Annotated in this window: 10 protein-coding genes, 1 pseudogene and 1 riboswitch; of the genes and pseudogenes, 3 read left to right on the top strand and 8 right to left on the bottom strand. The window is 63.3% G+C overall.

Features of this window, described 5'->3' with window-relative positions:
• Window positions 1–127: 127 nt before the first annotated feature.
• The 6 genes and pseudogenes from ilvB to sgrR all read right to left on the bottom strand — a co-directional run.
• Window positions 128–1,738: pseudogene (ilvB, locus tag H7A77_RS13405) on the bottom strand (acetolactate synthase large subunit); the annotation flags it as partial.
• A gap of 111 nt (window positions 1,739–1,849) precedes the next feature.
• Window positions 1,850–1,963, bottom strand: a complete 114-nt coding sequence (ivbL, locus tag H7A77_RS13410; protein ID WP_154747116.1) for an ilvB operon leader peptide IvbL — start codon at window positions 1,961–1,963, stop codon at window positions 1,850–1,852.
• An 88-nt stretch (window positions 1,964–2,051) separates the two neighbouring features.
• The gene (gene thiQ, locus H7A77_RS13415) at window positions 2,052–2,756 is read right to left on the bottom strand and encodes a thiamine ABC transporter ATP-binding protein ThiQ (RefSeq protein ID WP_089194280.1); all 705 of its coding nucleotides are present in this window, start codon (window positions 2,754–2,756) and stop codon (window positions 2,052–2,054) included.
• Window positions 2,743–4,350, bottom strand: a complete 1,608-nt coding sequence (gene thiP, locus H7A77_RS13420; protein WP_182074302.1) for a thiamine/thiamine pyrophosphate ABC transporter permease ThiP — start codon at window positions 4,348–4,350, stop codon at window positions 2,743–2,745. The genes thiQ and thiP overlap by 14 nt, the downstream gene beginning before the upstream one ends.
• Window positions 4,326–5,312, bottom strand: a complete 987-nt coding sequence (gene thiB, locus H7A77_RS13425) for a thiamine ABC transporter substrate binding subunit (RefSeq protein ID WP_042783680.1) — start codon at window positions 5,310–5,312, stop codon at window positions 4,326–4,328. Before thiB ends, thiP begins: the two co-directional genes overlap by 25 nt.
• Before the next feature lie 57 nt (window positions 5,313–5,369).
• Window positions 5,370–5,488: riboswitch (TPP riboswitch) on the bottom strand.
• Window positions 5,489–5,525: 37 nt separating this feature from the next.
• Window positions 5,526–7,187: an HTH-type transcriptional regulator SgrR gene (gene sgrR, locus H7A77_RS13430; RefSeq protein WP_047025197.1), complete on the bottom strand. Its 1,662-nt coding sequence runs from the start codon at window positions 7,185–7,187 to the stop codon at window positions 5,526–5,528.
• A 90-nt stretch (window positions 7,188–7,277) separates the two neighbouring features.
• Here sgrR and sgrT point away from each other — a divergent pair, with 90 nt between their 5' ends.
• From sgrT to H7A77_RS13445, 3 genes are all read left to right on the top strand, one after another.
• Window positions 7,278–7,451 (top strand): glucose uptake inhibitor SgrT, encoded by a 174-nt coding sequence (gene sgrT / locus H7A77_RS13435; protein ID WP_071883530.1) that lies wholly within the window; start codon window positions 7,278–7,280, stop codon window positions 7,449–7,451.
• 156 nt (window positions 7,452–7,607) lie between these two features.
• Window positions 7,608–8,804: a sugar efflux transporter gene (locus H7A77_RS13440; RefSeq protein ID WP_033641845.1), complete on the top strand. Its 1,197-nt coding sequence runs from the start codon at window positions 7,608–7,610 to the stop codon at window positions 8,802–8,804.
• Window positions 8,805–8,948: 144 nt separating this feature from the next.
• On the top strand, window positions 8,949–10,421 hold the full coding sequence (locus H7A77_RS13445) for a DASS family sodium-coupled anion symporter (RefSeq protein WP_047572680.1): 1,473 nt from the start codon (window positions 8,949–8,951) through the stop codon (window positions 10,419–10,421).
• 37 nt (window positions 10,422–10,458) lie between these two features.
• On the opposite strand, the gene leuD is transcribed toward H7A77_RS13445, so the two are convergent.
• Both leuD and leuC read right to left on the bottom strand, forming a co-directional pair.
• On the bottom strand, window positions 10,459–11,061 hold the full coding sequence (gene leuD / locus H7A77_RS13450) for a 3-isopropylmalate dehydratase small subunit (RefSeq protein ID WP_025159634.1): 603 nt from the start codon (window positions 11,059–11,061) through the stop codon (window positions 10,459–10,461).
• Window positions 11,062–11,070: 9 nt separating this feature from the next.
• Window positions 11,071–12,471 (bottom strand): 3-isopropylmalate dehydratase large subunit, encoded by a 1,401-nt coding sequence (leuC, locus tag H7A77_RS13455; protein ID WP_033651676.1) that lies wholly within the window; start codon window positions 12,469–12,471, stop codon window positions 11,071–11,073.

Below are 12,471 nucleotides of genomic sequence, written 5' to 3' on the forward strand. Positions count from 1 at the left end.
AGGGAAGGGATGCCGAAGCGCCGCTTCAGCAGCAACGCCCACAAATCCATGCAGAGGGTGGCGCCGGCGCCGGTTAACAGAATGCGCAATAACAAATCGGGGGTCATAGGGGTGTCCTTGGCTCATTCAGGCAGGGACCCGGGCGCTGGATCGCCTCAGCCAGTGCCGCCTGAGGATCTTCCGCGGCGTTCAGATCGCAGGTATCCAGCCCGAATCCGGCAGCGATTTTCAGGAAGTCGGTACGCTTCGGATAGGCGGCGGCGAAGATGCGCTGTTGGTAGAACAGGGTTTGCTGCTGGTGCACCAGCCCCAGCGCCTGGTTGTTCATCAAAATGATTTTCACGTCCAGATCGTGCTCGACCGCGGTGGCCATTTCCTGAATGTTCATCATCAGGCTGCCGTCGCCGGAGAAGCACAGCACTTTACGTTCGGGCTCCGCCAACGCCGCGCCGATCGCCGCCGGCAGACCGAAGCCCATGGTGCCCAGGCCGCCCGACGTCAGCCACTGGCGCGGCTGGCTCAGCGGATAGGCCTGCGCTACCCACATCTGATGCTGACCCACGTCGGTGGTGATGATGGCGCTGTCGTCCACGCAGCGCGCGGCGGCCAGCACCAGGCCGTAATGGCTCAGCGGATCGTCGGCGTTCGGCATGTTGAACGGGAATTCGCGCTTCAGATCGTTGACGGTGTTCAGCCACGTGCTGCGCGGCTGCGTGTCGATCTGCGGCAGCAGCTGTTGCAGCACCTGGCCGACGTCGGCATGGATCGCCACGTTGGCCTGTTTGACCTTGCCCAGCTCGGCGCGGTCGATATCCACATGAATGATGGCGGCGTTAGGGCAGAACTGCTCGGTTTTGCCGATCGCCCGATCGTCGAAGCGCGCGCCCAGCACGATCAGCAGATCGGCCTCCTGCAGAATGAAGTTGGTGCTGCGCGCGGCGTGCATGCCCAGCATGCCCAGCGACAGCGGGTGTTCCACCGGCATCGCGCCCAGCGCCATCAGCGTCATGGTGGTGGGCAGACCGGCGCGCTCGGCCAGCTCCAGCGCCTGCCGGTGGGCGTCGGCGCAGATGATGCCGCCGCCCAGGTAGAGGATGGGGCGTTTCGCCTGATTGATCATCGCGGCGGCCTGCGAAACCAGCGCCGGATCGAAGCTCGGGGCGGCGTCCGGCACGGCGATCGGCGGCAGCTCTTCCAGGGTGATGGTGGCGGTCTGCACGTCTTTCGGCACATCGATCCAGACCGGGCCGGGGCGGCCGGACTCGGCGATGCGGAACGCGTCGCCAATCACCTGCGGCAGCTCGCGGATATCGCGCACCAGATGGTTGTGCTTGGTGATCGGGATGGAAATGCCGTAGGTGTCCACTTCCTGGAAGGCGTCGGTGCCGATCATCGAGGAAGGCACCTGCCCGGTGATGCACACCAGCGGAATGGAGTCGAGCTTGGCGTCGGCGATGGCGGTGACCAGGTTGGTGGCGCCCGGCCCGCTGGAGGCGATGCACACCGCCGCTTTGCCGTTGGCGCGCGCCATGCCTTGCGCCATAAAGCCCGCGCCCTGTTCGTGGCGCGCCAGCACGTGGTGAATGCGGGTGCTTTGGCTCAGCGCGTCATACAGCGGCAGCGCGGCGCCGCCGGGAATGCCGGCGACGGTGGTGATGCCCTGACGCTCCAGCAGATGAACGATCAATTGTGCGCCGGTGAAGCGGGTACTCGGTTGAGGCGTGCCCGAAGTTGCCATGTTCCTGTCCTTTCTCAAGGCCGGTGAGCTTTTCTGGGCAGGGTGCTAAAACAAGAAACCCCGCCCGGTTTGCGCCGGCGGGGTTTGGGAATCGATGCGTTGATTCGGACCCTACGGCGCATTGCCGACGACCACCACCACACGCACGACGACCACCGCGGCTGGTAGCGCGGTAACTAGTAGGGTCGAAGTCAGCGAGGATGCGATCACAGGGAACCTTATCATCAGTAAAAAAAGTCAGGTTTTTATAAAAACACAGGCGCAAAATTCGCACAACAGGTTTATTGGCGCAGCATAAAAAACGCGCGTCAGATCACGCTTTACCCGAAATGCCCAGCACGTGCGCTTCGGGGGCGCTGCCGTCCAGCAGGGCCTGCGTCGGGCCGTCGTAGTAGATGCGGCCGTCGACCACCAGCAGCGTGCGCGGCGCGATGCGCGCGGCGTCGTCGAGGTTGTGCGACACCATCAGCAGCGTCAGGTCGCGCTGTTCGCACACCGTCTGCAGCAGCTGCAGCATCTCGTTGCGCAGCGCCGGATCGAGCGCCGAGAAGGGTTCGTCGAGCAGCAGGATCGGCCGCCGGCGAATCAAACAGCGCGCCAGCGCGGCGCGCTGACGCTGGCCGCCGGAAAGCTGCGACGGCAGGCGATCCAGGTGTTCTTCCAGGCCGACCTGACGGGCGATGTGTTCTCGCTGTTGACGCTGCTGCGCAGTCAAGCGCAGACCGGGATCCAACCCCAACCCGATGTTCTGCGCCACCGTCAGGTGCGCGAACAGGTTGTTTTCCTGAAACAGCATCGACACCGGCCGTTTGGCCGGCGGCGTGGCGGTGTGGTCTTCGCCGTTCAGCAGCAGCCGGCCGCTGGCCGCCGGCAGAAAACCGGCGATCAGGCTCAACAGGGTGCTTTTACCGGCGCCGCTGGGGCCGAGCACCGCGACGCGCTCGCCCGGCTGGATGCGCAGATCAAAGCGCATCGGCAGGTGTTCATACAGATAGGTCAGTTTTTCAAGCGTCAGCATGGCGGCCCGGTAAGCGTTCAATCAGGGTAAACAGCAGGAAGCACAGCAGCAGCAACAGCAGCGCGGTCACCGCCCCGTCCTGGCTGCGGTAGGCGCCAATCTGCTGATACAGGTAAAAAGGCAGGGTACGGAAATGCTCGTTGCCAAACAAGGCGACCACGCCGAAATCGCCGATCGACAGCACGCAGGCGAAGGCCAGCGCCTGCGCCAGCGGGCGGCGCAGGGCGCGCAGTTCAATCAGCCGCAGCCGTCGCCAGCCGCGGATATCCAGCGACAGGCACAGCGGGTTGTAACGTTCGGCGAGGTCGCGCATCGGGTTCTCCAACACCTTCAGCGCATAGGGCACCGCCATCAGCGCATTGGTGAGGATCACCAGCGCATAGGGCGACTGCGGCAACCCGATCGTATCGTTCAGCAGCAGGAAGAACCCGGTGGCCAGCACGATGCCCGGCATCGCCAGGATCACCATGCCGCTCAGCTCCAGCGCTTGGCCGCCGCGCAGCTGCTGCCGCAGTTTCAGCTCGCGGCTGCTCCACAGCAGCATCATCGTGAGCGCCACGCACAGCGCTCCGGCGCCAAGGGCGATGCGCAGCGACGTGAACAGCGCCTGCCACAGCACCGGCTGGCGCAGCACGCTGACGATAGCCTGATTGGCGCCGTCGGCGATCACCGCCAGCAGAGGCGGCAGCAGCAGCAACAGCGCGGCGGCGATCAGCAGAAAATCGCTGATGCGCCGCCACAGGCTGTCTTCCGAGTTGCGCCAGCGCTGGGCGTGGGTATGTCCTACCGGCAATGCCTGGCTCAGGCGTTGGCTGATCAGCACCAGCCCCAGACAACAGCCCAGTTGGATCAGCGCCAGCAGGGCGGCGCGGCCCAGATCGTAGTCGTAACTCAGCGCCTGGTAGATCGCCAGCTCGATGGTGGTGGCCTGCGGCCCGCCGCCCAGTGACAGCACGGTGGCGAAGCTGGCGAAGCACAGCATGAAGATCAGCGCGCCGCTCGGCAGGATTTGGCGGCGCAGCGCCGGCCATTCGACGAAGCGGAACTGCTGCCAGCCGTTCATGCCCAGCTGGGCGGCCAGCTGGCGCTGTTCCACCGGAATGTTCTCCAGCGCCTGCAACAACAGGCGGGTGGCCAGCGGCAGGTTAAAGAACAGGTGCGCCAGCAGAATGCCCTGCAGCCCGTAGGGCGAGAAATCATACTCGACGCCCAGCCAGCCGCACAGCGTCGCCAGCCAGCCCTGGCGCCCATAGACGCTGAGCAGGCCGAACACCGCCACCAGCACCGGCAGCACCAGCGTCATGGCGCACAGCCGCAGCAGCAGCTGCCGGCCGGGGAAACGGCGGCGATAGAGCGCGCGCGCCAGCAGAATGGCGGGCAGCACCGAAATCAGCGCCGACAGCAGCGCCTGCAGGAAAGTGAAGCGCACCACGTGCCACAGGTAGCTGTCCTGCCACAGGCCGCGCCAGTCGCTGTCCGGCGCGTGACGCCACAGCGAGCCCATCGCCAGCGCGGCGAGCAGCAGGATCATGCCGGCGGCCAGCAGCCCCGGCCAGAGCCAGCGGGGGATCAGCGGCTGACGGCGGTTTGCCATGCCCGGATCCAGCCGCCGCGTTGTGTGGCCACCTCTTCGGCGCTGTATTGCAGCGCGGTATGCGGCACGTTCATCTGTTCAAAGCCGACGGGCAGCGGGGTGTTGATCACCGGGTACATCCAGTTGCCGGTCGGGATGGTGTTCTGGAATGCCGGCGTCACCATGAACTGCATGAAACGCTCCGCCAGCTCAGGCTGTTTGGCGGCCTTCAGTTTGCCGGCCACTTCCACCTGCAGGTAGTGGCCTTCGCTGAACGTGGCGGCGGCGTAGCGGTCTTTTTTCTCGGCGATCAGATGATAGGCGGGGGAGGTGGTGTAGCTGAGCACCAGATCGCCTTCGCCTTTCAGGAACAGGCCGTAGGCTTCGCTCCAGCCTTTGGTGACGGTCACGGTCTTTTTCGCCAACTGCTGCCAGGCGGCCGGCGCCTTGTCGCCATACACTTTTTGCATCCACAGCAGCAGGCCGAGGCCCGGCGTGCTGGTGCGCGGATCTTCGTAGATCACCTTCCAGTCACGATCGCTGCTGACCAGCTCCTGCAGGCTTTTCGGCGGGTTCTTCAGTTTTTCCTTGTCGTAGACGAAGGCGAAATACCCGTAGTCGTAAGGCACGAAGGTCGCGTCCTGCCAGCCGCCCGGCACCGTCAGTTTGGCGGTGTCCACGCCGCTCGGCGCGAACAGGCCGGTTTGCTGCGCCGCCTGCAGCAGGTTGTTGTCCAGCCCCAGCACCACGTCGGCGGCGCTGTTCTTGCCTTCCATGCGCAGGCGGTTCAGCAGTGAGACGCCGTCTTCCAGCGCCACGAACTTCAGCTCACAGTCGCACTCGGCTTCGAAGGCTTTTTTCACCGCCGGGCCTGGGCCCCAGTCGGCGGCGAAGGAATCGTAGGTGTAAACCGTCAGCGTCGGCTTGGCGAACACCGGTGCGGCGCACAGCAGCAATAAGCAGGGCAGATATTTTTTGACCACGTTGCACTCCTGAAAAATAAGGGGGCAAGGGCATCTGAGGGGGCGAGGCGGCGTCGCCGGTTCGCTGGGCTCAAATCCCTCCGCCGGTATTGACCGGATCAGGTTCGACGGGTGTGCTCTCAGCGGAAAATCGGGCTTATCACGCGGCCCGACTCTCCGCACCCCGTTGAGACGGCGCTATTGTAAAGATTAACCGACTTGGGCGAAAGGCGCTTATGCCTCCGGCGGGGCAAACCAGGCTGACTTGAAGTCGAACCAGCCGAGGGTGTTCATTCGCACGCCGCGCATGCTGCGCTGGCCGTGCAGCTGCAGCCAGTGGTGGAACAGCGGATGCAGTTGGTGATTGCTGACCAGGCGCTGGCAGAACTCTGCCAGCGGCAGACGGTTGGCGCGCCACAGCGCCGCATCCTGCGCCAGGTCCTCGCTCATGCAATGCTGCATCAGCGGCAGCTCGTACAGCGTGGCGAACAGCGAAAACTCCAGCGGCAGATAGAAGTTGGCGCTGCCGAGCCACAGATCGCTGCGCGCGTCGCCCTGGTGCCAGGTCGCGTAATCCACGCTTTGCACGATCAGGCGGATGCCGTGCTGCGCCAGCAGCGGCTCGATCGCCTGGCGGATGGCGTGGAACTCCGAATGCTCATTGAAGTGAGTCAGCGTCAGTTCGGTCAGCCCCGCCGGTTTGGGCTGCTGCGCCAGCGCGCGGTTGTGGTGCCAGCGCGGCAGCAGGCCGTACGCCGGCGACCAATAGCGCTGGTAGAGCGGCCCGGCGTGGCTCAGCAGCGAAATGGGGTTGATCAATTCGCACAGCCAGCTGCGCATGGCGGGATCGGCCGCCAAGGGAGAGCGCTGATCGAACAGCAGGAAGTAGCAGCCTTCTTCCAGCCGGCTTTCCAGCTCGCTGTTGCCGGTTTCATCGCCCTGCAGCTGTACGCCGGAGTGCACCAGTTCTTCGGAGAACTCCGGCAGCACCCAGATGTTGACCTCATCGATCAGCGCCCGGTAGCCGAAATAGTCGTCGAAGGCGTGGATCTTCATCTGGCTGGGAAGGTTGCGCACCACGCGGTAGGGGCCGGTGCCGATCGGATGGCGGGTGAAGTCCGGCAGATCGCGCCATTCGCGCGGCAGGATCATGGCGTGCACGCTGCCCAGCAGCCAGGGCAGCCAGTGGTCGGGGCTGTGCAGATGCACGTCGACAACGAACGGCGTCGGCGAGGTGACGCTTTCGATATGCGAGAACAGCGGTTGTGAGGTCAGACGCGAAAGCGAGCTGATGACGTCCGCCATCTCCAGCTCGCGGCCATGATGAAAATGGATCGCCGGGCGCAGGTAAAACCGCCAGTGCAGCGGCGTCAGCGCCTGCCAATGGTGGGACAGATCGGATTCGAGTTCCCCGTTTTCCTCATTTATGCGCGTCAGGCCGTTGAAGATCTGACGCGCCAAATGGGTCTCGGAACGCCGCAGCGCCGAGCCGGGCAGCAGGTTGTACAACTGCCGATAGTAGAGCACCCGCAGGATATGTTTCCCCTGACGGAAGCTGCGCCCCAGCTGCGACAGCAGCATTTGGCGCACCACGTTTTTGTCGCCCACCAGCTGCACCAACTGATCGATGCGATCCTGCTCCAGCAGCTCCTCGGCCCGCTGTTGCTGCAGCGCCAGGCCGGTGTAATGAAAGGTTAGCCGCGAACGCTTGCCGCGTCCCGACTCCGCCTGCCAGGTGAGCCAGCCCTCCCGCTGCATGGCGCTCAACAGGGAGCGCACGTGGCGCCGCGAGCAGCTCAGCGCCTCCGCCAGTGCCTGCAGCGTGGTGTCGGTGGTTTCACCGTGGCAGCGTTGCCACAGACGGATGAACTGCTGCTGCAATCTGGACGTGGACATAAAAGAGGAACACTCCTGTCTCAACTCGTCAATTTTTCTTTCCCTATATTACGCCGATAATTTTCATCGATGAAAGGGGAGGGCGCAATCATGAAAGCTTTCTTATCCAAATCGTTCTATCAGCGCTATTTCAGCGCGGTGCGTCGGCAGCACGCCGACTGGCTGAGCGTGGTGCCCGAGCAGGCGCGGCTGGCAATATTGGCGCACCTGACGCAATGGGATATCAAAGAGATGAGCGACAAGCAGTATCGCGAGCACCTGTAAGGCGCTGCGGCATAAAAGTTTCTGAGTAATGGTGCTGTTTCACCAGCCAGTGGGTCGCCCCACTGGTTTTTTTATTTGCGGTTAGGGCGATGGACTTGCATTTTCCTCGCCGTGACCTAAGGTTTTTGCTTCTGCTTTGGGATCAGGGAAGAGGATATGGAACGCCTGAGACGGTTATCACTGCGCATCAACCCCATCTTTGCCGCCTTCCTGCTGATCGCTTTTCTCTCCGGCATCGCCGGCGCGTTGCTGACGCCGACGCTCAGCCTGTTTCTGACCACCGAAGTTAAGGTGCGGCCGCTGTGGGTCGGGTTGTTTTACACCGCCAACGCGGTGGCCGGCATCGTCGTCAGCTTCCTGCTGGCCAAACGTTCCGACACCCGCGGCGATCGGCGCAGGCTGATCCTGCTGTGCTGCCTGATGGCGGTCGGCAACTGCCTGCTGTTCGCTTTCAACCGCGACTACCTGACGCTGATCACCGCCGGGGTGTTGATGTCCGCCGTTGCCAACACCGCCATGCCGCAGATCTTCGCGCTGGCGCGGGAATACGCCGACAGCGAGGCGCGTGAAGTGGTGATGTTCAGTTCGGTGATGCGCGCCCAGCTTTCGCTGGCGTGGGTGATAGGCCCGCCGCTGTCGTTTGCGCTGGCGCTGAATTACGGCTTTACCGTGATGTTCCTGATCGCCGCCGCCACCTTCGCCATCTGCGTGCTGCTGGTCGGGTTCATGCTGCCTTCGGTGCCGCGCGCGGCGGACGGCGACGGGCTGCGGGACGGCGCATCCGCGCCGATTGCGCCCGCCAGCGCCTGGCGCAATCGCGACGTGCGTCTGCTGTTTATCGCCTCGATGCTGATGTGGACCTGCAACACCATGTATATCATCGACATGCCGCTGTATATTACCGCCGATCTCGGCCTGCCTGAGGGGCTGGCCGGGGTGCTGATGGGCACCGCCGCCGGGCTGGAGATCCCGGCGATGCTGCTGGCCGGTTACTACGTCAAACGTTTCGGCAAGCGCAACATGATGCTGCTGGCGGTGGCGGCGGGCGTGCTGTTTTACCTCGGGCTGACGGTGCTGGCGACCAAGCCGACCCTGATCGCGTTGCAACTGCTCAACGCGGTGTTTATCGGCATCGTCGCCGGTATCGGCATGCTCTATTTTCAAGATTTGATGCCGGGCCGACCGGGCGCCGCCACCACGCTGTTCACCAACAGCATCTCGACCGGGGTGATCCTGGCCGGGGTGCTGCAGGGCGCGCTGGTGGAGAACCTCGGTCATGGCTCGGTGTATTGGATGGCGGCGCTGCTGGCGCTGGCGGCGCTCTGGATGAGCGCCAAAGTGCGTGAAGTGTGAGGTCAAACGACGGCATTCTTGATGCAAGTCATTGAGAAGGCTGAAGCGGACGCCCAAGCTGAAGGCATATGGAGCGCGATCGTTGCGTCCACGCCCGTCTCGCTATTGAGATGCCGCCTTGTTGTTTAGAACAGTGGGAACGTTATGGATAAACTCACACCGCTCAAACCGCTTCCTTCCCTGTGCGCCCTTGCCGCCACGCTGATCATCTGGTTCCTCATTCCCGTGCCGGAGGGCGTTGCGCCCAACGCCTGGCAGCTGCTGGCGCTGTTTATCGGCACTATCATCGCCATCATCGGCAAGGCGATGCCGATCGGCGCAGTCTCGGTGATTGCCATCGCCCTGGTGGCGGTGACCGGCGTCACCAATCCCGGCAAGCCGGGCGCCGCGCTGGACGACGCGCTCAGCGGTTTTTCCAACCAGCTGATCTGGCTGATCGGCTTTTCTATCATGATCTCCCTCAGCCTGAACAAAACCGGGCTGGGCGCGCGCATCGGTTACTACTTTATCTCGCTGTTCGGTAAAAAAACGCTCGGCATCGCCTACGCATTGACGTTGGCGGAAACCACCCTGGCGCCGGTGACGCCGAGCAACACCGCGCGCGGCGGCGGCATCATTCACCCGATCATGAAATCGATCGCCGACAGCTTTGGTTCCAAACCCGAGCTCAATACCTCCGGCAAGATCGGCCGCTATCTGTCGCTGGTGAACTACAACATTAACCCGGTCACCTCGGCGATGTTTATCACCGCCACGGCGCCTAACCCGCTGATTGTCAGCCTGATCGCCAAAGGCACCCACGGCAGCTTCGAACTGTCCTGGTCGATGTGGGCGATCGCCGCCCTGGTGCCGGGGCTGTGTTCGCTGATCGTGATGCCGCTGGTCATTTATCTGCTGTACCCGCCGGAGGTGAAAAGCACCCCGGACGCGCCGCGTTTCGCCTGCGAAAAGCTGCAGGCGCTGGGGCCGGTGACGCTGCCGGAGAAAATTACTCTCGCGGTGTTCGCGCTGCTGTTGGTGCTGTGGGCCGGCATTCCGGCGATGATTTTCGGCCCGGCGCTGGCGGTCAATCCTACCACCGCGGCGCTGATCGGCCTGGCGGTGCTGCTGGCTACCGGGGTGTTGAGCTGGGAGGATGTGCTGAAGCATAAAGGGGCCTGGGATACCGTCGTGTGGTTCTCGGCGCTGGTGATGATGGCCAGTTTCCTCGGCAAGCTGGGGCTGATCGGCTGGCTGTCGCAGACCGTCGGCAACGGCATCGACCATATGGGCATGAGCTGGGTGGGCGGCACGATCTTGCTGACCATCATTTATCTGTATTCTCACTATTTCTTCGCCAGCACCACCGCGCATGTAACGGCGATGTTCGCCGCCTTCTTCGCTGCCGGCATCGCGCTCGGCGCGCCACCGGCGCTGCTGGGCCTGATCCTGGCGTTCTCTTCTTCGCTGATGATGTCGCTGACGCATTACGGGACCGGCACCGCGCCGATCATCTTTGGCTCCGGCTATGTGACGTTGGGGGAGTGGTGGAAAGCGGGATGGGTGATGAGCGTGGTTAACCTACTGATCTGGATAGTGATCGGCGGCGCATGGTGGAAGCTGCTGGGCTACTGGTGAGGAAAAAATTCACCCGCCGGGCGGCGGGTGAAGGGGATTAATTCAGAAACGCCGGTTGCTGCGCTTCGTAGCGGGAGATGTCCGCTTCATGCTGCAGCGTCAGGCCGATGCTGTCCAGCCCGTTGATCATGCAGTGGCGGCGGAAGCTGTCTATTTCGAACGGATAGCTTTTGCCACCGGCGTTGACCGTCTGGTTCTCCAGATCCACCACGAACTCCGTACCCTCGTTGGCGTCAACCAGTTTGAACAGCTCATCCACCTGCTGCTCGCTCAGCGTGACCGGCAACAGCTGGTTGTTAAACGAGTTGCCGTAGAAGATATCGGCGAAGCTCGGCGCGATCACCACTTTGAAACCGTAGTCGGTCAGCGCCCAAGGGGCGTGTTCGCGCGAGGAGCCGCAGCCGAAGTTCTCCCGCGCCAACAGGATGCTGGCGCCTTTATAGCGCGGTTTGTTCAGCACGAACTCCGGGTTGGGTTGCTGGCCGGCATCGTCGAGGAAGCGCCAGTCGTTGAACAGGTGCTGGCCGAAACCGGTCCGGGTCACCTTCTGTAAAAACTGCTTGGGAATAATGGCGTCGGTGTCGACGTTGGCCGCATCCAAAGGCACCACTAAGCCGGTATGTTGAGTAAATTTAGCCACGTTAGCCCCTTAGTGAATATCACGGATGTCAGCGAAGTGACCGGCGACGGCGGCCGCGGCGGCCATTGCCGGGCTGACCAGGTGGGTGCGCCCACCGCGGCCCTGGCGCCCTTCGAAGTTACGGTTGCTGGTGGACGCGCAGCGCTCGCCCGGATTCAGACGGTCGTTGTTCATCGCCAGGCACATCGAGCAACCCGGCAAGCGCCATTCGAAACCGGCTTCAATAAAGATTTTGTCCAACCCTTCGGCTTCCGCCTGGGCCTTCACCGGGCCGGAGCCCGGCACCACGATGGCCTGCACGCCGTTGGCGACCTTGCGCCCCTTGGCGATCGCCGCCGCCGCGCGCAGATCTTCGATGCGCGAGTTGGTGCAGGAACCGATGAACACTTTGTCGATCGGCACTTCGGTCAATTTGATGCCCGGCTTCAAATCCATGTAGGCCAGCGCTTTCTCGGCGGAGGCGCGCTCAACCGGATCGTTAAACGATTCCGGCGCCGGGATCGCCTGATTGACGGCGATCACCTGGCCAGGGTTGGTGCCCCAGGTGACCTGCGGCGCGATCTCTTCGGCGCGCAGCGTCACCACGGTATCGAACTGGGCGTCGGCGTCGGACTTCAGCGTGCGCCAGTAAGCGACCGCCTGCTCCCAGTTTTCACCGGTCGGTGCGAACTGACGCCCCTTCAGGTAGGCGAAGGTAGTGTCGTCCGGCGCGACCAACCCGGCTTTGGCGCCCATTTCGATCGCCATGTTGCACAGGGTCATGCGGCCTTCCATGCTCAATGCCTCGATCGCCTTGCCGCAGAACTCCACCACGTGGCCGGTGCCGCCGGCGCTGCCGGTTTTGCCGATCACCGCCAGCACGATGTCTTTGGCGGTAATGCCCTCGGCGGCGTCGCCGGTGACCTCAATCTTCATGGTTTTGGCCCGGCCCTGCTTCAGGGTCTGGGTTGCCAGCACGTGCTCCACTTCGGAGGTGCCGATGCCGAACGCCAGCGAGCCGAAGGCGCCGTGGGTCGCGGTGTGTGAATCGCCGCAGACGATGGTCATGCCCGGCAGCGTCATGCCTTGCTCCGGCCCGATCACGTGCACGATGCCCTGGAACGGGTGGTTCAGGTCATACAGCGAAACGCCGAATTCCGCGCAGTTCTTGATCAGCTCCTGCATCTGGATGCGAGCCATCTCGCCGCTGGCGTTGATGTCTTTGGTCTGGGTCGACACGTTGTGATCCATGGTGGCGAAGGTTTTGCCGGGCTGGCGCACCTTCCGGCCCATGGCGCGCAGGCCGTCGAACGCCTGCGGCGACGTGACTTCGTGCACCAGGTGACGGTCGATATACAGCAACGGCGTCTCGTTCGGCGCTTCGTGCACCACGTGGGCGTCATACAATTTCTGGTATAAGGTCTTGGCCAT

This window comes from Serratia sp. ME47 (genome assembly GCF_903970925.1).
Taxonomy (GTDB): Bacteria; Pseudomonadota; Gammaproteobacteria; order Enterobacterales; family Enterobacteriaceae; genus Serratia; species Serratia ureilytica.